Origin of the sequence: Streptomyces sp. MAR4 CNX-425, from assembly GCF_048656465.1 — a bacterium.
GTDB lineage: Bacteria > Actinomycetota > Actinomycetes > Streptomycetales > Streptomycetaceae > Streptomyces.
Map to the genome: position 1 here is coordinate 979,307 of NZ_JBMDLF010000001.1, position 21,898 is coordinate 1,001,204.

Annotated in this window: 21 protein-coding genes; 7 read left to right on the forward strand and 14 right to left on the reverse strand. The window is 73.6% G+C overall.

The genetic code is table 11. From position 1 onward, the window contains the following. Nucleotides 1–163: 163 nt before the first annotated feature. Both ACHZ99_RS04250 and ACHZ99_RS04255 read right to left on the reverse strand, forming a co-directional pair. Nucleotides 164–2,095 carry an OmpL47-type beta-barrel domain-containing protein gene (locus ACHZ99_RS04250; protein WP_420302940.1) on the reverse strand — a complete coding sequence of 644 codons (1,932 nt, stop codon included), beginning with the start codon at nt 2,093–2,095 and terminating at the stop codon, nt 164–166. Next, nucleotides 2,092–4,527 carry a ThuA domain-containing protein gene (locus ACHZ99_RS04255; RefSeq protein WP_420302941.1) on the reverse strand — a complete coding sequence of 812 codons (2,436 nt, stop codon included), beginning with the start codon at nt 4,525–4,527 and terminating at the stop codon, nt 2,092–2,094. The genes ACHZ99_RS04250 and ACHZ99_RS04255 overlap by 4 nt, the downstream gene beginning before the upstream one ends. Before the next feature lie 198 nt (nt 4,528–4,725). Between ACHZ99_RS04255 and ACHZ99_RS04260 the strand changes: the two genes are divergently transcribed. Then, nucleotides 4,726–5,730, forward strand: coding sequence for a multicopper oxidase domain-containing protein (locus tag ACHZ99_RS04260; protein ID WP_420302942.1), 1,005 nt, complete (start codon nt 4,726–4,728; stop codon nt 5,728–5,730). 239 nt (nt 5,731–5,969) lie between these two features. After that, entirely contained in the window at nt 5,970–7,271 is a 1,302-nt protein-coding gene (locus ACHZ99_RS04265; protein ID WP_420302943.1) for a hypothetical protein, read from the forward strand. 60 nt (nt 7,272–7,331) lie between these two features. Here the strand turns inward: ACHZ99_RS04265 and ACHZ99_RS04270 are convergent, their stop codons facing one another. The 3 genes from ACHZ99_RS04270 to ACHZ99_RS04280 form a co-directional block, all read right to left on the reverse strand. After that, on the reverse strand, nt 7,332–7,790 hold the full coding sequence (locus ACHZ99_RS04270) for an SRPBCC family protein (RefSeq protein ID WP_420302944.1): 459 nt from the start codon (nt 7,788–7,790) through the stop codon (nt 7,332–7,334). Nucleotides 7,791–7,876: 86 nt separating this feature from the next. Further along, nucleotides 7,877–8,197 carry an AzlD domain-containing protein gene (locus ACHZ99_RS04275; RefSeq protein WP_420302945.1) on the reverse strand — a complete coding sequence of 107 codons (321 nt, stop codon included), beginning with the start codon at nt 8,195–8,197 and terminating at the stop codon, nt 7,877–7,879. Next, nucleotides 8,194–9,027, reverse strand: a complete 834-nt coding sequence (locus ACHZ99_RS04280; RefSeq protein WP_420302946.1) for an AzlC family ABC transporter permease — start codon at nt 9,025–9,027, stop codon at nt 8,194–8,196. Before ACHZ99_RS04280 ends, ACHZ99_RS04275 begins: the two co-directional genes overlap by 4 nt. A 91-nt stretch (nt 9,028–9,118) precedes the next feature. On the opposite strand from ACHZ99_RS04280, the gene ACHZ99_RS04285 reads away from it, so the two are divergent. Further along, nucleotides 9,119–9,679, forward strand: a complete 561-nt coding sequence (locus ACHZ99_RS04285; protein WP_420302947.1) for a helix-turn-helix domain-containing protein — start codon at nt 9,119–9,121, stop codon at nt 9,677–9,679. A gap of 4 nt (nt 9,680–9,683) precedes the next feature. On the opposite strand, the gene ACHZ99_RS04290 is transcribed toward ACHZ99_RS04285, so the two are convergent. Next, nucleotides 9,684–10,475: a TNT domain-containing protein gene (locus ACHZ99_RS04290; RefSeq protein ID WP_420302948.1), complete on the reverse strand. Its 792-nt coding sequence runs from the start codon at nt 10,473–10,475 to the stop codon at nt 9,684–9,686. 151 nt (nt 10,476–10,626) lie between these two features. Further along, entirely contained in the window at nt 10,627–11,289 is a 663-nt protein-coding gene (locus ACHZ99_RS04295) for an arsenate reductase ArsC (protein WP_420302949.1), read from the reverse strand. 164 nt (nt 11,290–11,453) lie between these two features. On the opposite strand from ACHZ99_RS04295, the gene ACHZ99_RS04300 reads away from it, so the two are divergent. Further along, nucleotides 11,454–11,885: an SseB family protein gene (locus tag ACHZ99_RS04300; RefSeq protein WP_420302950.1), complete on the forward strand. Its 432-nt coding sequence runs from the start codon at nt 11,454–11,456 to the stop codon at nt 11,883–11,885. 26 nt (nt 11,886–11,911) lie between these two features. Here the strand turns inward: ACHZ99_RS04300 and ACHZ99_RS04305 are convergent, their stop codons facing one another. The 4 genes from ACHZ99_RS04305 to ACHZ99_RS04320 form a co-directional block, all read right to left on the reverse strand. Then, nucleotides 11,912–12,358, reverse strand: a complete 447-nt coding sequence (locus ACHZ99_RS04305; RefSeq protein ID WP_420302951.1) for a DUF7144 family membrane protein — start codon at nt 12,356–12,358, stop codon at nt 11,912–11,914. 137 nt (nt 12,359–12,495) lie between these two features. Next, nucleotides 12,496–13,080 carry an ion channel gene (locus tag ACHZ99_RS04310; protein WP_420302952.1) on the reverse strand — a complete coding sequence of 195 codons (585 nt, stop codon included), beginning with the start codon at nt 13,078–13,080 and terminating at the stop codon, nt 12,496–12,498. Beyond that, on the reverse strand, nt 13,077–13,874 hold the full coding sequence (locus tag ACHZ99_RS04315) for a family 1 encapsulin nanocompartment shell protein (protein WP_420302953.1): 798 nt from the start codon (nt 13,872–13,874) through the stop codon (nt 13,077–13,079). Before ACHZ99_RS04315 ends, ACHZ99_RS04310 begins: the two co-directional genes overlap by 4 nt. Then, on the reverse strand, nt 13,871–14,908 hold the full coding sequence (locus ACHZ99_RS04320; protein ID WP_420302954.1) for a Dyp-type peroxidase: 1,038 nt from the start codon (nt 14,906–14,908) through the stop codon (nt 13,871–13,873). Before ACHZ99_RS04320 ends, ACHZ99_RS04315 begins: the two co-directional genes overlap by 4 nt. A gap of 271 nt (nt 14,909–15,179) precedes the next feature. On the opposite strand from ACHZ99_RS04320, the gene ACHZ99_RS04325 reads away from it, so the two are divergent. Beyond that, the gene (locus ACHZ99_RS04325; protein WP_420302955.1) at nt 15,180–15,983 is read left to right on the forward strand and encodes a mechanosensitive ion channel family protein; all 804 of its coding nucleotides are present in this window, start codon (nt 15,180–15,182) and stop codon (nt 15,981–15,983) included. 215 nt (nt 15,984–16,198) lie between these two features. On the opposite strand, the gene ACHZ99_RS04330 is transcribed toward ACHZ99_RS04325, so the two are convergent. Then, nucleotides 16,199–16,573, reverse strand: a complete 375-nt coding sequence (locus tag ACHZ99_RS04330; protein ID WP_420302956.1) for a DUF6401 family natural product biosynthesis protein — start codon at nt 16,571–16,573, stop codon at nt 16,199–16,201. 195 nt (nt 16,574–16,768) lie between these two features. On the opposite strand from ACHZ99_RS04330, the gene ACHZ99_RS04335 reads away from it, so the two are divergent. Continuing rightward, nucleotides 16,769–17,755: a glycoside hydrolase family 6 protein gene (locus ACHZ99_RS04335; protein WP_420302957.1), complete on the forward strand. Its 987-nt coding sequence runs from the start codon at nt 16,769–16,771 to the stop codon at nt 17,753–17,755. Nucleotides 17,756–17,815: 60 nt separating this feature from the next. Here the strand turns inward: ACHZ99_RS04335 and ACHZ99_RS04340 are convergent, their stop codons facing one another. Together ACHZ99_RS04340 and ACHZ99_RS04345 are read right to left on the reverse strand one after the other, a co-directional pair. Then, entirely contained in the window at nt 17,816–19,540 is a 1,725-nt protein-coding gene (locus tag ACHZ99_RS04340) for a tetratricopeptide repeat protein (RefSeq protein WP_420302958.1), read from the reverse strand. A gap of 304 nt (nt 19,541–19,844) precedes the next feature. Continuing rightward, on the reverse strand, nt 19,845–20,537 hold the full coding sequence (locus ACHZ99_RS04345) for a haloacid dehalogenase type II (protein ID WP_420302959.1): 693 nt from the start codon (nt 20,535–20,537) through the stop codon (nt 19,845–19,847). Nucleotides 20,538–20,802: 265 nt separating this feature from the next. Here ACHZ99_RS04345 and ACHZ99_RS04350 point away from each other — a divergent pair, with 265 nt between their 5' ends. After that, on the forward strand, nt 20,803–21,819 hold the full coding sequence (locus tag ACHZ99_RS04350) for a lytic polysaccharide monooxygenase auxiliary activity family 9 protein (protein WP_420302960.1): 1,017 nt from the start codon (nt 20,803–20,805) through the stop codon (nt 21,817–21,819). The last annotated feature ends 79 nt before the right edge of the window (nt 21,820–21,898 follow it).

Consider the following 21,898-nt stretch of genomic DNA (forward strand, 5'->3'; position numbering starts at 1 on the left):
TATCCCACCGAGACGGCGGGGGCGGCGCGGATTCGATCCCGTGGCGAACAGGCGTTTCGACCCCCGCGCGCGTTGGAACACCCCCGGCGTGCCTGATGGGAGGCGGTGTGTGTCACCGCCTCCCACCGGGCCCTGCGCTGTCAGCCGACCGTATACGTATACGTCACAGCGGCTTGATCCGGATGTCGCGGTACGAGACCACGTCCGTGGTGCTGTGCACCTGCAGGCCGATGTAGCCCTGCGCGTGCTGCCTGCCGTCGGTCCCCGGGTCGTCCGCACGCGGCGGCTCGAAGACCTGGCCGGGGGTGTTGTCGAACTCGTTGATGAGCACGCCGTTGCGGTAGACCTCGTAGTGCTGGTCCACCACCCGGATCTCGTAGTCGTTCCACGTGCCCTTCGGCGTCACCCCGGCCGCGCCGTGGCCGACGCGGTCGAAGCCGTAGACCGAGCCCGTCTTGTACTGGTCGCCGGCCTCCGAGTCGAAGATCTGGATCTCGTGCCCGTACTTGATGGCCACCCACTCCGGCCGCGACTCGTCCGGGTGGTCGCGCACGTCCGGGAAGCGGACGAAGACGCCGCCGTTGGTGCGCGCGTCCCCCGGCGCGTCGTCCCGCCACTGGAGCTTGAGCGAGAAGTCGCCGTACTGCTGCTGCGGGTACCACAGCATGCCCATGCCCTCGACGGTCGGATCGCTGGTCATCGACCCGTCGCCGTTGAGGTTGAAGCTGCCGCCGCCGACCTGCTCCCACTTCGAGAAGGAGTTCTCGGTGCCGGTGAAGAGCGACGTGTAGCCGTCGTTGTGGCCCGGCTTGCCGATGTCCGTCGCCTTCGCGGTGTCGCGGATCGTCTCGCGCTCCTCGCCGTTGATCACGGCGTCCGTGTACAGCTCGTCCGTGATCTCGTCGATGTGCCTGAGGAAGGGCCGCCGCTTCTCCCACGCCCTCTCGTCCTCGATCACCTCGTTGATCGTGCAGCCGCTCGCGGTGACGCGGTTGGGCACGTGGGTGTCGTACTCGCCGATGAAGACGATGGGACGGGAGTCCAGCTCCGGGCAGACCGGGTCCGGGTTGGGGTACTTCTCGACCACCGTGAAGGTGGCCGTCCCGGGCTCGGAGGAGTTCCCCGCCTTGTCGGTGGCGCGGTAGGTGACGGTGTGCTCGCCGATGGTGTGGACCTGCACCGGCTCGGTGTACGCGCGGAAGTCGCCGCCGCCCACCGCGTACTCGACCTTGTCGAGGCCGGAGCCGCCGGTGTCGGCCGCCTCCAGGGTGACCACGGCCACGTCGAGGTACGCGCCGTCGTCGTTCTGCTCGCCGCTGACCGAGGCGGTGACCGTGGGCGGCGCCGTGTCGTCGGCCTCGACGACCGAGAAGGTCACCGACTTCTCCTCGGACGTGTTGCCCGCCTTGTCGGTGGCCCGGTAGCGGAGGGTGTGCTCGCCGGGCACGTTGACCACGACGGGCGCCTCGTACGCGGTCCACCCCGTAGCCCCGTCCAGGGCGTAGTCGATGCGGTCGACCCCCGACATGTCGTCGGTGGCGGACAGCTCGGCCGTCGCGCTGCCCAGGTACGCGCCGTCCGCGTTCTGCTCGCCGGTGACCTCGGCCGTGGCCTCGGGCGCCGTGGTGTCCGTACCGCCGCCGTCGGTGACGACCAGCTCGCCGCTCATCGCGGTGTGGCCGGGGATCGCGCAGAAGTAGCGGTACGTGCCCGGCGTGAGGGTGACGGTCGCCTCGTACCTGCCGCCGTTCGTGTCGTTCGGCGACGCCTGGATGTTGAGGTCGACGTCCTTGTTGTATCCGTCGGTGAACGTGTCGAACGTGAGCGTGTGCACCATGCCGGTGGTGTTGCCGGTGGCGGCGCTGTTCTCGAAGACGATGGTCGTCTCCCCGGCCACCGCCGTCGTGGGCGCGGACGTGTACTCCGTCATGCTGTCGCCCGCGGTCCAGGTCAGTGTCTGCGCCGCCGCGGCCTCCTCGGGCGCCGCCGCGTCGGCGGCGGGGAGGCCGCCCGGCGCGAGGAGCGCCAGGCAGACCGCCACCACGGTGATCAGCGCCCGCCGCAGTGTTCCCGCGGCCAGAGCTCCGGATCTCATCGACTCCCCTTCTTGATCAGGTTCTCGGGCAGGGGCGTCGGCGGCCCGCCCTTGTACGTGACCCGCCACAGGGCGGACGCCGAGTCGGCGTTGAAGAAGCCGCGGCCGTAGTCGAGCACGTAGAGCGCGCCGTCCGGGCCGAACTTCCAGTCCATCAGGTTGCGGATGCCGCCGTCGCCCGCCGGGACGATGTCGTCGAGCGACTCGGCGTGCACGGGCAGCCCGCCGTCGCCGGCGTTGTCCGGGTCCATGACCACGGCGTGCCGCGGCTGGTCCTGGTCGTAGAAGTCGCCGACGAACCACTTGTCGTCCCAGTACTCCGGCCACTTGACATCGCTGTCGGAGGAGGCGTCGTAGCGGTAGACGGGGCCGGTCATGGCCGCCTGGCCGCCGCCCTTGAGCCACGGCAGCCGGTACTGCGCCTCGTCGATGTTGTAGCTGGGCAGCCCGTCCGCGTTGCGCGGGTAGTCGGGGGCGCCGCCCTGGGGCGAGTACCAGATGTTGTTGTCGCGGGCCGGCGGGATGTCCGTCAGGCCGTCGTTGTTGGGCGAGGTGTTCTTGAGGTTGTCGCAGTCGTACCAGTCGAGCGGCTGCGTCGGGTCGGGCAGGTTGCGGTCGCGGTACGGCTGCTTGTTGCCCATGCAGTACGGCCAGCCCTGGTTGCCCGCGCTGGTGATGACGGCGAAGGTGTCGTACTTCGCCGGTCCCCAGGTGGTGCTGGGCTGTCCGGCGTCCGGGCCGACCCAGCCGGCGTAGAGCCAGTCGCGCTCGTCGATCTCGATGCGGGACGGGTTGCGCACGCCCATCACGTAGATCTCCGGCCGGGCCTGGTCGCCGTTGCCCTCGTCACCGGTGAAGAGGTTGCCCTCCGGGATGGTGTACGTGCCGTCGGGCTCGGGGTGGATCCGCAGGATCTTGCCGTTGAGGTTGTTGGTGTTGCCCGCGGTGCGGCGGGCGTCGGCGAAGGACACGCCGCCGAAGTTCGGCTCGGGGTTGTTGCCCGAGTAGCCGTCGCTGAACCGCGAGGAGTTGTTGTCGCCGGTGGCGATGTACAGGTTGCCCTTCGAGTCCCACTCCATGTCGCCGCCCGCGTGGCAGCAGCTGTGCACCTGGACGGGCCAGGACAGCAGCACCTTCTCGGAGGAGGTGTCGAGCTTCTGCGTCGCCGGGTCGATGGTGAAGCGGGAGACCCGCCGCTCGGCCATGCGGGCGTCGCGGTCGATGCCGGAGTGCGGCGTGTAGTGCAGGTACACGTGGCCGTTGGCGGCGAAGTCCGGGTCGAGGGCGATGCCGAGCAGGCCCTCCTCGACCTTGATCAGCTCGTCGCCGCCGCCCTTGTTGCCGAAGACGTCGAGGGTGCCGACCTCGGTGACCTGTTCGGTCTCCGGGTCCCACATGTGGAGGGTGCCGGGGCCCTTGCCGATCTCCGGGCTGTTCCAGTCGGTGTCGACGGGCGCGCCGGACCAGCGGCCGCCGCGGCCGATGTAGTAGACCTTGCCGTCCTCGGCGATGTCGATGCCGTGCGGCTCGCCGATCTGGTCGAGCTGCTCGGGCTGGTTGGGCTGGGTCAGCCGCGTCGCCTCGTAGTTGCCGGTGATGCTCGCCTGGCAGTCGGCGCGCGCCTGGCGGGTGGTCCACAGCAGGGCGCCGCGCAGGTGGCTGCGGAAGTTCTCCTCGGCGAAGCCGGCGGCGGTGCCGCCCATGCCGGTGTAGAAGGAGCGGCCGCCCTCGTAGTCGCGGCACCAGGAGATCGGGTGGTCCCAGCCGTCGGCGCTCGGGCCCGGCTCGTACGACCTCTCCCGGACCCGGGCGACGGTGTGCACGCTGCCGGACGGGTTGTTCTCCCAGTTCGTCCAGACGTCGCTGCGTGACCACGTGAGCGGCAGGTCCCTGGTGGCCGGGTTGAGCCGGTCGCCGACCTCGACGACGGCCTCCTGGGCGTCGCCGGAGTTGCCGGCGGGGCGGGCGCCGATGAGGCCCGTGAACCAGTCGGACTCCGGCTCGGAGCGGGCCGCGCCGTGGATCCCGAGGAACCCGCCGCCGGCCTCGACGTAGCGCTGGAACGACCGCTCCTGCATGGTGTTGAGCCGGTCGCTCCCCGGTGAGAGGAAGACGACCGCGTTGTACTTGGCCAGATTCTTGTCGGTGAAGGCCGTCACCCTGTCGGTGGCGGTCACCGTGAACGTCTCCGGCCCCTGGGCCCCGATGGCCTCGATGGCCTCGACACCCGCCTGGGTCACCGGGTGCTGGTGACCGTCCGTCCTGGTGAACACCAGTACCTTGGCCGCCGACTGGCCCGGCGGCTTGCCCGCCGCGAGCGGTCCGCCGCCCGGCGGCCCGGCCACGGCCTGAGCTCCGGCCAGTAGCGTTGCCGTCATCGCCACGGCAGATGTGCCGGCCGCCCAGCGTAGGGCGTTTCCCCTGCGTCGCATGGTCCTCCCACCTCGTCCCGGGATGCTGCGGGATAGCTGCGCCGCCGTAGGAAGCTAGACCTCTTTTGGCGAACTGCCAATGCCTACAGCCGGATTCGGTTCGAACTTTGTCCTGAGGATGGGCAAAGCTCCGACAAGCCCTTACCATCGACGGCTGTCAGGGACGAGTCAGAAACGCGCGAGAAGGCGGGGGCCACCATGCCGCGCAGTGTCTTTACCAGAAGGTCGTTCACCAGTGGTGCGGCCGCGGCCGCACTGGCGACCCCGGTAGCGCTCTCCACCTCGGGAGCGACGGTCACCGGAGCGAACGACAAACCCCAACCCCAACCCCTGGGCGAGATCAAGCGGATCACCATGTACGCCGAGGCCATGCCGGACGGGCAGCTCGGCTACGGACTCGAACCGGGCAAGCCCTCCATCCCCGGCCCGCTGCTGGAGATGTACGAGGGCGACAGCATGATGATCAAGCTGGTCAACAACCTCGACGTCGAGGCCAGCCTGCACGTCCACGGCGTCGACTACGACATCGACAACGACGGCACGCCGATGACGAACAGCGCGGTGCCGCCCGGCGGTTCGCGCGACTACGTCTGGCACTCGCACACCGCCGGCACCCGCCGCGACGGGACCATCCAGCCGGGCAGCGCCGGCTACTGGCACTACCACGACCACGCGGTCGGCACCCCGCACGGCTCCGGCGGCGTCAAGGCCGGGCTGTACGGCGGGCTGATCGTCCGGCGGCGCGGCGACAAGCTGCCCGACAAGCAGTTCGTCATCGTCTTCAACGACAACACCATCAACAACCTCTCCGGCCACGGGCCCGACTTCACGGCCACCCTCGGCGACCGCTGCGAGGTCATCATGATCACGCACGGCGAGTTCTACCACACGTTCCACATGCACGGTCACCGCTGGGCGGACAACCGGACGGGCATGCTGACCAGCGTGGACGACCCGACGCGGATCATCGACAACAAGATCTGCGGGCCGGGCGACTCGTTCGGCTTCCAGTTCATCGCGGGCGAACTGGTCGGCTCGGGGCGGTGGATGTACCACTGCCACGTCCAGAGCCACGCGGACATGGGCATGGCGGGGCTGCTGGTGGTGACGAACCCGGACGGCACGGTGGCCGGGGAGCACGACGCGGAGGCGATGAAGCCGACCCGCGACGCACCGGCGCACGGGAGCCACGAGACGCACTGAGCCGTAGGACGCGCTGAGCCGCGGCGCGAAGGGAGCCACGGCGCGCCGAGCCGCGAGACCGGCCGGCGGCCCCGCTGGGTGGGGTCGCCGGTCTTCGCGTGCCCGCGTACGCGCACCCCCCGCACCCGTACATCCGCAGGTCCGCGCCTCCCCGCGCCCGCGCCTCCGGGCGCCGGCACCCCCGGTCCCGTACCCCCCGGCGGCAGACGTCCGCGCACACTCCTGCTATCGTCATGAAAATGATTGTCATTACGAAGAGCAGGAAGACACTGGCGGCGGGTGTGGCGGCGATAGCCCTCGTGCTCACCGCCGGGTGTGCGGAGAACGAGGACGACGACCCGGGCGGCGGAAAGCCCGGCGCCGGCAGCCCGCCGCAGGCGTCCCGCGCCGACCGGTCCGGCTGGCCCGCCGAGAAGGTCCCGCACGGCGCCCCCGAACTGCGCGCCGTCGTCACCGAGCAGGGCTCGGGCAAGGTCCGCGTGATCGGCCTCGCCGACGGCGGCACGGTGCGGACGCTCGACGTCGAGGGCCAGTCCCGGCCCGTACGCACCGAGGACGGCACCCACGTGCTGCTGCCGCAGGGCGAGCAGGGCGTGACCCACCTCGTCGACGCCGGCATCCGCTGGGAGGACCACGGCGGGCACCGGGACCCGCACCACGAACGCCCCCGCGTCCTCGGCTCGCTGGAGGGCGAGTACCCCTCCCACGCCGTGCCGCACGGCGAGCACGTCACCGTCTTCGACGACGGCACCGGCACGGCACAGGTCCTGCACGTCGGCGCGGAGCACGCGAGCACCGACCCCGAGCGGGAGCTGACGGCCGCGGGCCCGCACCACGGCGTGGCCGTGACGCTGGAGACCGGCGAGATGGTCGTCACCGTCCCCGGGAAGACGGAGGAGGACCTGCCCGTGGGCGTACGCGTCCACGACAAGCACAACCGCGAGGTCGAGACCTTCCGCGACTGCCCCGGGCTCCACGGCGAACACGCCGTCGACGACGGCCTGCTGCTCTTCGGCTGCCTGGACGGCGTGCTGGTGCTGGAGCGCGGCGACGGCGGCTGGACCGCCGACAAGATCCCCAACCCGGCCGGCGCGGGCGCGGAGGAGCGCGTCAGCTCCTTCGCCGGGCACAGCGGGAACGCGGTCCTCGGCACCTTCGGCGACGAGGCGATGGCCGCGATCGACCTCGACAAGCGCACCATGCGCCGCGTCGAGCTGCCGGCCCCGCGCGCCGCGTACGCCTGGGACCCGTACTGGGACCAGGGGCTCGCGCTCACCGCGGACGGCAGTCTGCACGGCGTCGACCCGGAGCGCGCGGAGGTCGTGACCTCCTCCGAGGTGACCGAGCCGTTCGAGGTCTCCGACGACTGGACGAAGAACCAGGCGGCGCTGGCCCCGGGCGAGGAGTCGGTGTACGTGACCGACCCGTTCACCGGGTCGCTGATCGAGGCGGAGGTGTCGCGGGACGGGTTCGAGGTGACGCGGTCGATGGAGCTGGGCTTCACGCCGTACTCGCTGACCGTGCTCGGCATGGCGGACTGAGGAGACCCCCGGGACCACGGCGGCGGGACGTGCGAGACGGCGCGTCGTCCCGTCGCCGTGTCACGTGAGGGTGTTCAGGAGCGCCTCCAGGTTGTCGAACGACGTGGTCCAGGTGGCGCGGGCCGTGGGGCGGCGGTCCGGGGGGTAGGGGCGGGTGAAGGTCAGCCGGGTGCCGGGCGGGGCGGGGGCCAGGTGGACGCGGGTGGTGACGGGGGTGGAGGTGCCGTACTCCGGCACGGGGTCGGAGGTGAGGACGAGCAGCCCGGGGGCGGCGAGTTCGGTGACGCGGCCGCGGAGCCAGTAGCGGGCGCCGTCGGCGGAGTCGACCAGACAGTAGTCGTAGCGCCCGCCGACGTGCGGTTCGACGGTGACGGTGTCGCGCGGGACGGTGTGGCCCCGCGGGCCGATCCAGCGCGCCAGCAGGTCCGCGTCGGTCCACGCCCGGTGGACCAGCGGGGGCGGAGCGGGCAGGTGGCGCACGACGAGGGGGGCGGCGGATTCGGCGGGCGGTGCGGGCATGGGGCCTCCGCTTGGTGGCCGACGGCTGGCCGACGGCTGGCCGACGGTACAACCGGCGCGGCGCGCTGAAGCTTCCCCTCCCCCGCTCAGTCCACCCCGAGCAGCCGCAGCGCCGCCGCCGTGCCCGCCGCCGCGACCACCACGACGACGAACGGCGCCCGCCGCCACGCCAGCACGCCGCCGACCGCGACGCCCGCCGGCCGCGCGACCCCCGCGAAGCCGCCGTCGTCGAGCACCGCCTGGGTGCCGACCAGGGCGGTGAGCAGCACGATGGCCGCGACCGTCATCAGCCGCTCCACCCGCGGCTCCAGCCGCACGCGGGTGCGCAGCGCGGGGCCGGCGAAGCGGAACGCGAACGTGCCCACGGCGAGCACGAGGACGGCGGGCACCAGGGTCGTCGCGGTCACGGGACACGCTCCTCGTCGTACGGATCGTCGTGCGGGCCGTCGCACGGACCGCCGTGTGGATCGCCGTACGGACCGGCCTCCGGCCCGTCGCCGACGGAGCGCCGGTCCCCGGCTCCCGGCGCCTCCCCGGCGGTCGCGGTTCCGGCCCCCGCCGTTCCGGTCCCCGCCACCGCCAGCCCCGCCAGCGCCAGCAGCACCGGCACCCCCGCCGGCAGGAACGGCGCCGCCGCCAGCGCGACCGCCAGGCCCGCCAGCGCCGCCCGCCGCGTACCCCTCTCGCGCAGCGACGGCAGCACCAGCGCCAGCAGCACCGCGGGGAACGCCGCGTCCAGCCCGAAGGCGTCGGTGTCGCTCACCGCCGAACCGCCGAGCGCGCCGAGCGCCACCCCCGCGTTCCAGCACACGAACAGCCCGACGCCGCACGCCCAGTACGCCGCCCGCCGCCGCGCCGGGTCCCGCTGGGCCAGCGCGAAGGCCACGGTCTCGTCGATCATCAGGTGGCTGCCGACGAGCCGGCGCAGCCGCCCGCCGCCCAGCGCGTCGCCGACGGTGAAGCCGAACGGCACGTGCCGCGCGTTCACCAGCAGCCCCGCCGCCACGGCCGCCAGCGCGGTGCCGCCGGAGGCGACGATGCCGACGAACATGAACTGCGCCGCCCCCGCGAAGACCACCACCGACAGCAGCACCGGCAGCCACAGCGGCAGCCCCTCGCCGACCGCGATGGCTCCGAACGAGACGCCGACCAGGGTGTCCGCGGCGCAGACCAGCGCGATGTCGCGGACGAGGTCGCGGGGGAGGCCGCCGCGGCGGGTTCGCCATATCGAACGCATGACTGCCATGCTGAACATCCGCTAGGCTGTTCGTCAAGCCGAATAAAGGTCCGACAGAACGAACGCAGCCGTGGAGCGAACGGAGCGTGCCATGCCCCAGAGCGGCGGAGCCCCCCTCGACGCCATCGCCGCGTCGCTCCAGCGCGAGCGCCGCCGCACCGGGCTCACCCTCACCGAGCTGGCCCGCCGGGCGGGCATCGCCAAGTCGACGCTCTCCCAGCTGGAGTCCGGCACGGGCAACCCGAGCGTGGAGACGCTCTGGGCGCTCAGCGTCGCGCTCGACGTGCCGTTCGCCCGGCTCGTCGAGCCGCCCCGCCCGCGCGTGCAGGTCATCCGGCGCGGCGAGGGGCCGTCCGTGCCCTCCGAGCGCGCCGACTACGCCGCCACGCTGCTGGCCTCATCCCCCGCCCACGCGCGCCGCGACATCTACCTCGTCACCGTCCAGCCCGGCACCCCGCGCCGCTCCGACCCGCACTCCCCCGGCGTCATCGAGCACGTCGTGGTCGGCACCGGCCGGGCCCGGGTGGGGGTGGCGGAGGAGCCGGCCGTCCTGGAGCCGGGCGACTACGCCTGCTACCCCGCCGACGTACCGCACGTCTTCGAGGCGCTGGCGCCGGACACGGTCGCCGTCCTCGTCTCCGAGCACGACTGAGGGGTCAGGCGGGCGCCAGGTAGCCGTGCTCCACCAGCCAGTTGACGTTGAGGCGCTGCCCCTCGCCCGGATCGAGGAAGACCGGGTCCAGCTTGATCTGCTCGCCCCCGCCGGGCTGCTCGAACCACGGCGCGACCGCGCCCTGCCAGGCCCGGAACGGCTTGGTGACCTGGTAGACGTGGTAGTTGCAGGGGGCGTCGGGGTCGTGGGTGTGGAGGTTCTGCGGGGGCAGCGCGCGCTCGGCGTAGCGGTCGCCGGCGGGGGCCAGATAGCCGCCGGACTCCGAGCCGAAGCGGTCGAGGAGCTGGCCCGGGACCAGGCGGGTCGCCTCCCGGTCCACGGTGCCGTTGACCTCGGCGAAGCCGTCGTTCGGCGGGTACTTCCAGCCGCCGCCGTCGGCCGGGCCCGTCCAGTACTTCTCCAGGAACGCGGCGGGGGTGAGGGAGCCGGTGGGCCGCCAGCCCTGGAGCAGCGGGCCGACCCGCGGCTCCCACCGGCCCGGCAGGTGCTCGGGGCCCAGCCGGGCGTCGCCGAGGTGCTCGCCGGTGCAGACGGGCTCGTCCCGTACGGCGGCGGGCGCGCCGGGCGCGGCGGCGGAAGGAGCGGACGCGGCGGACGCGGCGGGTACGGCGGCGGGCTCGCGGGCGTCCGGGACGTGGCGTACGAGCGGGGGGCGGGCCGCGGGGCCGGGGTGCCCGGCGTCCTCGGCGGCGGCGGGGACGGCGCCGGTGAAGCCGGTGAGGCCGGCGGCGGCGAGCACGGCAAGTGCCGTACGTACGGTGCGGGTTCGCGGCACGGTGGGGGTCCTTCACGCTCTGCGGACGGCGGCCTCACCATGATCCGCAGGGCGGGCGGCGGCCCCGCCGACCAACACGCGCGCCGCCACCCGCCCTTCGGGTGAAGCGGGAACGCCGCGGCCGGCCGGCCGCCCCGCCGCCCCCGTGCCGTCAGTCCCGCGGCGGTATCCCCAGCTCCGTGAGCAGTCCGCGGACGCGGTGCTCGATCTCGTTCCGTAACGGCCGCACCTCCGCCACCGGCCGCCCCCGCGGGTCGGCCAGGGGCCAGTCCACGTACCGCTTGCCGGGGATCACCGGGCAGGCGTCCCCGCAGCCCATCGTGACGATCACGTCCGCCGCCCGGACCATCTCGTCCGTCCACGCCGTAGGGAACTCGGCCGAGACGTCGATGCCGCGCTCCTCCATCGCCGTCACCGCGGCCGCGTCGACCGCGTCGCCCGGGGCGGACCCGGCCGACCAGGCCACCGCGCCGCCCCGCGCCAGCCGGGCGGTCAGGCCCATGGCCATGATGCTGCGCCCGGCGTTGTGCACGCAGAGGTAGAGCACGACCGGCGGCCCGTCGCGCCCCACCCCCTCGGGCCGGGCCAGCGCGTGCAGCCGGCGACGCGCGTAGCGCTCGGTCAGCCGCGGCCAGGCGTCCGGTACGTCGCCGCGCACCGAGATGTCGCCGTACGCGCCGTACAGGAACCGCTCGATGGTCTCCTCGCCGAACACCCCGCGGAACTCCGCCCGTAACCTCTTGGCGGCGGTGTGCAACGCGAGTCGGTGACCGGCTCTGGGTTCGCTCTGTGTGTAGCCCCCGAGGTCGTCCATCGCCCGGATTATGGGCCCTTGCGGGCCCGCGCACACCCGGAACGACACGGTCACCACCCTCCCGGGAGTGACAGCGCGGGCACGTTCGGCGCTGTACGAGGTAGTGCAATGCCGCGGGCGGTCCCATGGCCGCGCACGCGGCACACCGGAGGAAGCGAAGGACCATGACCGAGGCACCGCAGGGGAACGACCCCTCGACTACTCAGCGGGCGCTGGAGGCGCTGGCGACCGACGCCAAGGACCCGGCGGCGCTGCACGCGCTGGCCCACAGCGAGGTACTCGTACCCGTGCCGGACGAGAGACCGGACCCGCCCGGTGAGGTCACGGAGCCGGGGCCGGCGGGCGCCGAGGAGAGCATGATGCTGCCGGTGATGGAGCAGCCGAACGGGGACCGGCTGGTGCCCGTCTTCACCTCCGAGTCGCGGATGGGGTACGCGCTGCCCTCCGTCGACAGGTACCGCAAGCTGCCGCTGGTGCTGCTGGCCAACGCCTGGCCGTCGGAGGAGGTGTACCTCACCATCGACACCGGCAGCCCGGGCGCGCTGACGCTGAGCGCGGCGGGGGTACGCACCCTCCTCGGCCGCTCCGGCGGGTAGGCCCCCCCCGCGGGCGGTGCCGCTCCTCAGATGAGCGACCGGGAGCGGTCGGTGCACAGCGCCCAGATCACGAAGACGCCGATGGCGATGTTCACGATCGCCCACACCGGCTGGTACGGCAGCCACAGGAAGTTCGCGATCACCGCCAGGGACGCCAGCCCGACGCCCAGCAGCCGCCCCCACTCGGCGCCCTGGAGGATGCCGATGCCGGTGAGGGCGAGGACGGCGCCGAGGATGAGGTGGATCCAGCCCCAGGTCGTCAGGTCGAACTTGTAGACGTAGTCGCCGATCGAGGCGTACACGTCGTTGTCGACGAGGCTCGCGACGCCCTGGAGCACGGCGAGGATGCCGTACACGAACATCAGCACCCCGGCGAACACCGTGCCGCCCGTCGCCCACGGGCTGCCGCCGCCGCTCGGCGGGGCGGAGCTCGTCGGGGTGGTGGGGTGGGAGGAGCTGGTGGGGGTGGTCATCGGCGCACACTCCTTACCGAGGGCCGCCAGAGGGGCCGGCCAGGGTTCTCAGCATCGCGCCGGGGCAGCGTCCGGACGACTTAGTGCGGGCCGTTCGGGTGAACGCCCGGGCGCGCCCGGGCCCCCGTCCCGCCCGCTCACCCGCCCCGCCCGGCGCCCTCGTCCTGCCGCTCGCCGAGCGTCCGGCGCAGCCGCCGGCTCAGCGCCGTCGCCGCAGCGGTCAGGAAGACGAAGCTGTACGTGATCTGCCCCATGACCAGGACCCGGGCCGTCTGCCCGTGCGCGGTGATGTCCCCATAGCCGACGGTCGCCACGGTGGCAGCCGTGAAGTACAACGCGTCGACCCGGGTCCGCAGCCCGCTGAACTCCCCCGGCTCCTGGGCGATCTGATTGTACGCGGCGGCGAAGACGAGGATCGAGGCGATCATCAGCAGCGGGATGGTGACCCCGGGGCGGGCCTGCGGCACCTCCATCAGCACCGCCCGGATCTCGCGGAGCAGCAGCACGGTGACCGCGCCGAGCGCCAGCACGAAGAGCGCCCAGCCCAGCTCGGGGCTGCGCGTGCGCACCAGGTGCAGGGGGATCAGGAAGTAGGCGACGAGCATGAACGCCACGGGTACGCTCGTGCGCAGCCAGCCGAGCAGAGGTTCCCGCTGGTGCTCCGGGCCGGGGTCCGGGGAGCCGTCTTTTCCGCCCCGGCCGTCGTTGCGTCGGCCCGTCATGCCCGCAGGGCGACGATCGCCTCGTCCGTGTACGTCAGGAACGTCAGCGTCTCGTGCAGGTACAGCTGCACGGTCTTCGCGTCGTGCACCGTGTAGCCGATCGACAGGTCCTCCCCGAGCCGCAGCTCGAAGTCGCCCCCGCGGGTGGACAGCGCCAGGCCCCCGCTCATGGCCGGCGCCCAGATCAGCTCGCCGTCCAGGAGCCGCGCGATGTGCTGGGCGACCGGGTAGCCGTGGTCCGCGGTCTCGCTCACCGCGGTGTACGCCTCCGCGCCGAGCAGCAGCGAGTACGGGCCGTCGACGCCGGCCAGCCGCAGCGCGGACAGCGCCCGGCTGACGGTGTCCGGGTAGTCGCGCACCTCCGCGGGCAGGCTCAGCTCCGGCAGCGACGAGCGCGTCCGCAGGCCGTCGACGCCGGCGGCGGCGTACCCGTCGGCGATCATCCGGTCCTCGGCGAAGGCGGCGGTGCGTGCGGCGTCCTTGACCGGCTGCCAGTCGGAGTCCCGCGCCCCGCGCTCCACGTCGTCCACGGCGTCGCGGCTCACGGTGAACGGCACCCGCAGCTCGATCAGCCGCTGCGCCGCGCGCAGCCGCGCCGTCGCGCCGGGCGCGGGCGGCGCGATCTCCTCCAGGTGCCCGGTGCCGACGGCGGCCAGCTCCGGTCCCTCCGGGCCGGTGACGTCCACGACGCGGCGGCCGGCGACGTGGCGGCGGAAGGTGCGCCGGGCCTCCTCCTCGATCTCCGCCCACGCCGCCCGGGTGACCGGGGCGAGTTCTCGGTGCAGGTTGTTCATCGTGCCGTGGCTCCTTCGAGGCCGCCGATCCCCAGGGAGCCGTCTCCGGCGGCCGGAGGGTCGGGTACGGGGTCGGGGCCGGCGGTGGCCGCCGGGCCAAGGGCGGTGGGCAGGTCCGGGAGGTCGTCGAGGAAGCCGGCCGCCGGGGCGAAGAACAGGCAGCCGGTCACAGCCGTGGAGAAGTCCAGGATCCGGTCGTACGCGGCCGGGGGCCGGCCGAGGAACATGTTCTCCAGCATCTCCTCCAGCACCCCGGGCTCGCGCGCGTAGCCGATGAAGTACGTGCCGAACTCGCCCTCGCCGACGGAGCCGAACGGCATGTTGTCCCGTACGACCTCGCGCTCCTCGCCGTCCGCGCCGGTGACCGTGTTCAGCGCGACGTGCGAGTCGTCGGGCTGGACGCCCTCCGGCAGCTCGGTGTTGCCCAGCTTGGTGCGCCCGATGACCCGCTCCTGCTCCTCGGTGCTCAGCGCCTCCCAGGCGTCGAGGTCGTGCAGGTACTTCTGCACCATCACGTAAGCGCCGCCGGCGAACCGCGGGTCCTCGGCGCCGGTGAACACCGCCGCGCCGGCCGCCCGCCCCTCCGGGTTCTCCGTGCCGTCCACGAAGCCCAGCAGGTCGCGCATGTCGTAGTACTTGAAGCCGTGCACCTCGTCGGCCACCTCGACCGCGTCGCCCAGCTCCGCGCAGAGCCGTCTGGCCAGCTCGAAGCAGAGGTCCATGCGCCGGGAGCGGACGTGGAAGAGCACGTCCCCGGGGGTGGCGACGGCGCGGTGCCGCGCGCCGGCCAGCTCGCGGAACGGGTGCAGACCGGCCGGGCGCGGGCCCTGGAAGAGGCGGCCCCAGACGGTGGCGCCGATGCCCGCGACGCACGTCAGCCGGTCGTCGGGGGCGCCGAAGCCCACGGCGCGCTGGAGCGCCGGAAGGTCCGCGAGGACGTCGCGGACGGCCTTCTCGCCGCCGGGCGCGACGGTGACGACGAGGAAGACGGCCGCGGTCGCGGGCGGGGCCAGCACGGGCTGGGGTTCGGGCACGGTCGGCACGGTCCCTCCTGGTCACCGGGGCATTCGTGACGATACGGGACGTCACCGGCGCCGCAATCCGGCGGCGGCCCGCGTTCACCCGGCCGTACCGGAAGGCCCCCCGCGCGTGTCGCCCGGCGCGGCACCCGCGGGCCGGGACATGTCACCCGACCGGCGCACACCGCGCGGCGGTGGCCGGGTGGGGCGGCGGCGCGGGTGCTACGACGGAGATCAGGCCCACGGCACAGCGGCCCGGGTCCTACATCCACGAAAGAGGCCCACCATGTCGCAGCAACTCGCCCTCTCGATCGACTTCGGAGGAGGCTTCAGCGACGCGTTCTCGAAGCTGATCGGCTTTATCCCGAAGCTGATCGCCTTCCTCCTCGTCCTGGTCGTCGGCTGGTTCGTGGTCAAGCTGATAGCCAAGGCGCTGGGCAAAGTCCTGCACAGCGCCGGTTTCAGCAGGCTCGCGGACCGCAGCGGCGTCGGCCGCGCGCTGGAGAACTCGAAGTACGACGCGACCGGGATCGTCGTCAAGATCATCTACTACACGCTGATGCTGGTCGTGCTCCAGCTCGCGCTGAGCGCCTTCGGCCCGAACCCCGTCAGCACGCTGCTCAGCCAGCTTGTCGCCTGGCTGCCGAAGCTGCTGGTCGCGGTGGTGATCATGATGGTCGCCATGGCGGTGGCGACGGCGGTGCGCGACATCGTCGGCAACGCCCTGAGCGCCACCTCGTACGGCCGGACGATGGCGACGATCGCGTGGGCGTTCATCATCGGCCTCGGCGCGGTCGCCGCGCTCGGCCAGGCGCAGATCGCCACGGCGATCACCGGCCCGCTGCTGATCGCGGTGCTCGCCGCGGCGGCCGGCGTCGTCATCGTGGGCGTCGGCGGCGGCCTGGTCATGCCGATGCGGCAGCGCTGGGAGCGCTGGCTGACCGCGGCCGAGCGGGAGTCGGCCCACGCGCGGGACAGCGTCTCGGCATACCAGCGGGGCCGCGCGGACGCGGCGGCCGGGCAGCCGGTGGGGCAGGAGTACTCGGGTACGGTGCCGCCGCGGCCGGACGAGCGCGACGACCTGCGGTGACCCACGCCGGCACGCGCTGAACCGCGGCGCCCGGAAACGGGCCCGCCGGCCGGAGAGGCGTCGAGGCTCCGGCCGGCGGGCCGTCACGGCGGGGGCGTCACGAGGGCGGGCGTCACCCAGGGAGCGTGACGGGGGGTGTGAGGCAGGGGTGCGCAGAGGCGGGGGGCGTCACGCCGGGGGCGGGGTGAGCCGCGGGGGTACGGCCGGGGCGCCGCTCAGCCGGAGAGCAGGTCGTACTCGCGGATCAGCCAGCAGACCGCCGTCAGCCGCAGCACCGCGAAGTCGTACCCGACGGGCTCGCGCCAGTCACTCTCGGCCAGCACGTCGGTGAAGCCGACCACGTAGTCCGTGAGGTCCTCGCGCCGCATGCGCCGCGGCGCGCAGACGCGTTCGATCCGCTGCGGCAGGAGGTCGTGCCAGGGGCGGCGCTGCCGGGGCACCAACGCGTCGCGTACGGCAGCCGCGTGCTGGTCGACGGCCGCGACCAGCCCCGGTTCGAAAGCGAACTCCGACAGCCGGGGCAGGTACCTGGCGGCGACGGCGGTCAGCGGGCAGCCGACGGCCTCGTCCTCGGGTCCTCCCACGTTCACCGCACGACTGTAACCCGGATCCAGCGGGCCGCCGGCCGTGACGTACGTCCCACGCCCGCCCCTCCGCCGTGCGCGCGGTGTTTCCAACCCGGCGGCGCGGCACTATGCTCCGGCATCGCATGGGAGCGCTCCCATTCGCCCACCTCCCACCCGGAGGCCACCGGTCTCCGGCAGACGCGACAAGGACGGACCACCATGCGCGCACGCATCCTGCGCCGATTGCACCGCACCGCCCTGACCGGCCTCCTCGGCGCCGGCCTCGCCCTCGCGGGGCTGGCCACCGCCGCCCCGGCGACGGAGACCTCCGGAGGCGCCGTCGCCGACGCCGCCGCCCAGCTGCCCGGCCCGCTGTACGTCGACCCCGACTCCCAGGTCCGGCGGTGGACCGCCGCCAACCCCGGCGACTCCCGGCAGCCGGTCATCGCCGACCGGATCGCCTCCCAGCCGCAGGCCCGCTGGCTCGCCCAGTACAACCCCGGCACCGTGCAGCAGGAGGTCGCCGGCTACATGTCCGCGGCCGGCGACGCGCTGCCCGTGCTCTCCGTCTACGGCATCCCCAACCGCGACTGCGGCGGCGCCAGCTCCGGCGGCGCCCCCGACCTGCCCTCGTACCAGAACTGGATCGAGCTGATCGCCGCCGGCCTCGGCGACCACCCGGTCGTGATCATCCTGGAGACCGACGCGCTCGCCCTGGAGGACTGCCTCGACCAGTCCGGCCGCGACGCCCGGCACGCCGCCCTGCGGCAGGCCGTCACCACCCTGAAGTCCGCCGACCCGCAGGCCCACGTCTACCTCGACGGCGGCCACTCCGGCTGGCACGCCCCCGCCGACCAGGCCGCCCGGCTGTCGGCCTCCGGGGTCAGCGAGGCGGACGGCGTGTTCACCAACGTCTCCAACTTCCACACCACCGCCGACGAACTCGCCTACGGCAAGCAGATACTCTCCGCCATCGGCGACCCCGACCTGAACCTGGTCGTGGACACCAGCCGCAACGGCAACGGCTCCAACGGCGAGTGGTGCGACCCGCCCGGCCGCGCGCTGGGCGAGAACCCGACGCTGTCGCCCGGCGACGACGCCGTGGACGCGCTGCTGTGGGTCAAGCCCCCGGGCGAGGCGGACGGCTGCGCGGCGTCGGCGGGGCAGTTCGTCCCGGACCTGGCGTACGCGCTGGCGACCAACTGAGCGGCCCGCGCCGCGGGCCGGTCCGGGACGGCCGCCACCGTCCCGGACCGGCCCCGGCTCTCAGGGGTGGATCAGCGACTCGTAGCCGGCGCGCACGTCGGACGCGGAGGACGTGACGTACATGCTGGACGGCGGGCCGGTGTCGATGCCGTAGTACGTGTACGGCAGCGTGGCCGGGCAGCTGGAGCCGCCGATCTCCACGCGCGTCTTCTTCACCAGCTTGCCGGTGCGCAGCTCGTACACCCGCACCGGGACCTCCCGGTTCTTGAACGACACGTACGCGACCTTGTCGTAGTTCTTGCCGTACTCGTAGGGGCAGGTCTGGACCGTGCTGCCCTTCTGGGACCCGCCCGCGCAGATCACCACCACCGCGTCCTTCGCGTCCTTCGCCTTCCAGGAGGACGGGAGCTTGGACCGGTGCTTGTTCTGCCCGTAGAGCATCGCGCGGTGCGGGCCGCCGCCGCGGTAGGGCTCGGCGCCGCGGTACGGGGCCGGGTTGTCGCAGTACTCGGGCTTGCCGCCGCCGTCGGTGGACAGCAGTCCGCGTACGTTGTCGAGCTGGATGGCCAGCGTCGCGCGCTCGACGCCGTCCTCGGCCGCGTCGGTCAGCTCGTGCGAGGGGTACTCGTCGAGCAGCTCGCGGTACCGCGCACGGGCCTCCTCCCAGGTGTCCTCGGCCATCAGCGCGTCGCCGCAGTCGACCATCGCGGCGGGCGCGACCTCGGGGACGACGTCGGCGGCGCGGTCCAGCCCGTCGCCGCCGCCCTCGCGCTGCGCGAGCCAGTCGGTGACCTGCTCGGTCTGGCACGGGTCGTCGGTCGGCAGCGCGCCGAGGAAGCCGTCCAGCGCCTTGTCCACGTCGCCGCTGCGGTCCGGGGCGCCGTGCTCGCCCGTGAACTCGTCGAGGACGCTGCCGAGGTGGCCGAAACCCGCGCCGAGCGCGTCGGTGTCGCCGGTCAGCCCGAGGTTCAGCTCGTCCTTCGCCTGGCCGAGGAGCAGGTCCGCCCGGCGGTTGTCGGCGCCCTGCCAGACGGCGGCCGGGTGTTCCGCGTACACCTGGAGGGTGCGGGCGGCGCGTACCCGGTCCGAGCCGGACTGGCGGTCGGCCTTCAGCAGCAGCTCGCACGCCTCGGTGCTGTCGTCCGCGCGGGCGGTCAGCGGGGCGTCGGCGAGGCGGTGGCCGAGCCAGAGGCCGTCGAGGTCGGAGACGGCCTGCGCGCAGTCGCCGGCGCGGTGGGCGTCGGCGGCGTTGTCCTCGATGCGGGAGGCGTCGAGGCGGAGGGCGGTGCAGGCGAGGAGGACGGGGGCGGCGACGGCGAGGGCGACGAGCCGGTCCCGGCGGGCGCCCGGGGGCGGGGTGTCATCGGAGGGTGGGGCGGGAGGCGCGGCGGCTCCGCGGCGCGGCAGGCGACCGCCGGCGAGGTACCAGCCGTGCACCGTGACGCCGATCCACCACGCCAGCACGACGCCCTGGAACCACGCGTTGCGCCCGGCGGTCGCCAGCACGACGACGAGCACGACGGACACGACCGCCGCGCCGGCGGCGATGCGGGGGCGCCGGAGCATCGCGTAACCGATGCCCAGGAGGGAGGCGTTGGCGAGCCCGACGGCGTACGGGTCCCGGGGCCGGGCGGGCACGGGGGGCGGGGGCGGCGGCGGTCCGTACAGCGGCTCCAGCGGCCCGAACCCCAGCTCGTCGGCGGACGGCGGCTGCCCGTCGCCGGACGCGGGCTGCCCGTCGCCGGACGGCGGCTGCCCGGGCCGGGAGGGCGGCTCGCCGGGCATTGGAGGAAACGCTTCCATCGTGGTCCCTTTCTCGGGCGAGCCACTTGCGGCCGTCTCCTATCCTCGGCACCGCGGGCCGGGAGGGGTCCCGGAACAACCGCCCCCGGGCGGGCACTTCGGCCATCAAGAGGATCCTGACCGACCGAAGCTCCCCCGACCAGGCAGAAGTCGGCCGCGTGTACGACCACGGGAGCGCAGGCCGAGGCCGCACGCCCCACGGCACCGGCCCGCGCGGCCCCACCGCTCACGTTCCGCCACTCGCCCCACCACGGCCCCCCGGCCCCACCCTCCTTTCCCGCGTCGACTACTTCCGCGTCAGCACCGCCACCAGCTCGTCCAGGCTCTCCACCCGCAGGTCGAAGTCGTCCGCCTCCCCGGGCGGATCGCCCACCGGGCGCGGGACGTACGCCGTCCGCAGGCCGTACTCCCGCGCCGCCCGCAGGTCCCACGCGTGGGCGGCCACCATCAGCACCCGCTCCGGCGGGCAGCCCGCCGCCTCGGCGGCGAGCCGGTACACCTCCGGCGCCGGCTTGTAGGCCCGTACCGCCGCGCCGGACAGCGCCTGGTGCCAGCGCAGCCCGCCGTGTGCGGCCAGGCGCAGCAGCGTGGGGCCGGAGGCGTTCGAGAGCCCGGCCACGGGGAAGTGCCGCGCGACGGCGTCGAGCCCGGCGGCGGAGTCCGGCCACGGGGGCAGCCGCCGGGTCGCGGTGGCCAGCCGGTCGCGGGTCTCCAAGTCGGTGACGCCGGCGCGCTCGGCGACGAGTTCGGCGGCCTCGCGGTCGACGGTGTCGCTGTCGGCGTACGGGCGTTCCCCCCGCGCCATCCGGCCCTGCTCGGCCGCGACGTGGTCCTGCCAGAGGGCGAGCAGTTCGCCGGCGGCGGTGTCGTCGGCCGCGGGTGCGGCGGCGCGGATCTCGGCGCGGAGCCCGCCGGGTTCGTCGACGAGCGTGCCGAGGACGTCGAAGACGACGAGCTCGGTCTCGCGGCCTGGGGACATGTGTTTCTCCTGTTCACGGCGTAGCTGTCGGGACGGACAACAACGCCGCCGCCCGGCTCATGCCCGTAGCCCCGTCGAGAGCCATTTACAGCCGGGAAATCCCGCGCTAACGTCGATGGGAGCGCTCCCATTGACCTGTCCACGACGAACGTGAGACCCCCTGCCAGGTCGTCGGCCGCCGATCCCGGGACGGCTCGGCGGCCCGCCACGCGGACCGAGGTCGCGGGCTCTCGCGTCAGCGCTCAGGGAGAACCCGAAGGAGACCATGACCATGGCTGTCCAACGACTCGTCCGCGCCGGCAGATCGCTCCGCCTCCGGCGCACGCTCGCACTCGCCGGGGTCGCGGGCATCGCGACCGCGGCGCTGGCGGTGCCGACGCCCGCCGCGGCCCACGGCGTCGCGATGGCGCCCGGCTCGCGCACGTTCCTGTGCTACAAGGACCTGCTCGCGAACGGCTCCACGCAGATGCCGCAGAACCCCGCGTGCGCGGCCGCGGTGCAGGCCGCCGGCACGACACCGCTGTACAACTGGTTCGCCGTGCTGGACTCCAACGCCGGCGGGCGCGGCCAGGGCTACGTGCCGGACGGCACGCTCTGCAGCGCCGGCGACCGCAGCCCGTACAACTTCTCGCCGTACAACGCGGCCCGCACCGACTGGCCGGTCACCCACCTGACCTCCGGCTCGACCATCAACCTCGAATACAGCAACTGGGCGCACCACCCGGGCAAGTTCGAGGTGTACATCACCAGGAGCGGCTGGAGCCCGTCCAGGACGCTGGCCTGGGGCGACCTGGAGCACCTGCGGACGGTCACCAACCCGCCGCAGGCGGGCGGCGCGGGCTCGGACGGCGGGCACTACTACTGGGACCTGCAACTGCCGCAGCGCAGCGGGCAGCACATGCTGTTCATCCAGTGGATCCGCTCGGACAGCCAGGAGAACTTCTTCTCCTGCTCGGACATCGTCTTCGACGGCGGCAACGGCGAGGTCACCGGGCTGACGCCGGGCGCCATGTCGGCGGACGAGGTGCGGGCGCTGGGCGCGGGCCAGGAGAACAGCAAGGCCGACCCCCTGCACGGCGACCACGGCGACCACGCCGCCGAGGGCAGCCGGACGCAGGCGGTGGAGACGCTGGACGCGGGCGAGTCGAACCTCGCCGCCGCCTCGGAGGAGTCGTCGGCGGTGCTGCCGGCGGCCCTGGCGGGCGCGGGCGCGGTGATCTTCGCGGGCGGTGCGCTGGTGTACAACCAGCGGCGGAACGCGGCGGGGAGGCAGCAGAGCTGACCGCGCGTTCGACAGTGTCGACGGCGGTGGTCACGGGGTTGTCCACGGCGGCGTAGCCGGCGGCGTTCAGGAAGGCGCC

Bases quoted from the DNA above. Each gene is read 5' to 3' on its own strand.
- ACHZ99_RS04250 (WP_420302940.1), bottom strand. From the start codon at position 2,095: ATGAGATCCGGAGCTCTGGCCGCGGGAACACTGCGGCGGGCGCTGATC.
- ACHZ99_RS04255 (WP_420302941.1), bottom strand. From the start codon at position 4,527: ATGCGACGCAGGGGAAACGCCCTACGCTGGGCGGCCGGCACATCTGCC.
- ACHZ99_RS04260 (WP_420302942.1), top strand. From the start codon at position 4,726: ATGCCGCGCAGTGTCTTTACCAGAAGGTCGTTCACCAGTGGTGCGGCC.
- ACHZ99_RS04265 (WP_420302943.1), top strand. From the start codon at position 5,970: ATGATTGTCATTACGAAGAGCAGGAAGACACTGGCGGCGGGTGTGGCG.
- ACHZ99_RS04270 (WP_420302944.1), bottom strand. From the start codon at position 7,790: ATGCCCGCACCGCCCGCCGAATCCGCCGCCCCCCTCGTCGTGCGCCAC.
- ACHZ99_RS04280 (WP_420302946.1), bottom strand. From the start codon at position 9,027: ATGCGTTCGATATGGCGAACCCGCCGCGGCGGCCTCCCCCGCGACCTC.
- ACHZ99_RS04285 (WP_420302947.1), top strand. From the start codon at position 9,119: ATGCCCCAGAGCGGCGGAGCCCCCCTCGACGCCATCGCCGCGTCGCTC.
- ACHZ99_RS04295 (WP_420302949.1), bottom strand. From the start codon at position 11,289: ATGGACGACCTCGGGGGCTACACACAGAGCGAACCCAGAGCCGGTCAC.
- ACHZ99_RS04300 (WP_420302950.1), top strand. From the start codon at position 11,454: ATGACCGAGGCACCGCAGGGGAACGACCCCTCGACTACTCAGCGGGCG.
- ACHZ99_RS04305 (WP_420302951.1), bottom strand. From the start codon at position 12,358: ATGACCACCCCCACCAGCTCCTCCCACCCCACCACCCCGACGAGCTCC.
- ACHZ99_RS04310 (WP_420302952.1), bottom strand. From the start codon at position 13,080: ATGACGGGCCGACGCAACGACGGCCGGGGCGGAAAAGACGGCTCCCCG.
- ACHZ99_RS04315 (WP_420302953.1), bottom strand. From the start codon at position 13,874: ATGAACAACCTGCACCGAGAACTCGCCCCGGTCACCCGGGCGGCGTGG.
- ACHZ99_RS04325 (WP_420302955.1), top strand. From the start codon at position 15,180: ATGTCGCAGCAACTCGCCCTCTCGATCGACTTCGGAGGAGGCTTCAGC.
- ACHZ99_RS04335 (WP_420302957.1), top strand. From the start codon at position 16,769: ATGCGCGCACGCATCCTGCGCCGATTGCACCGCACCGCCCTGACCGGC.
- ACHZ99_RS04340 (WP_420302958.1), bottom strand. From the start codon at position 19,540: ATGCCCGGCGAGCCGCCCTCCCGGCCCGGGCAGCCGCCGTCCGGCGAC.
- ACHZ99_RS04345 (WP_420302959.1), bottom strand. From the start codon at position 20,537: ATGTCCCCAGGCCGCGAGACCGAGCTCGTCGTCTTCGACGTCCTCGGC.
- ACHZ99_RS04350 (WP_420302960.1), top strand. From the start codon at position 20,803: ATGACCATGGCTGTCCAACGACTCGTCCGCGCCGGCAGATCGCTCCGC.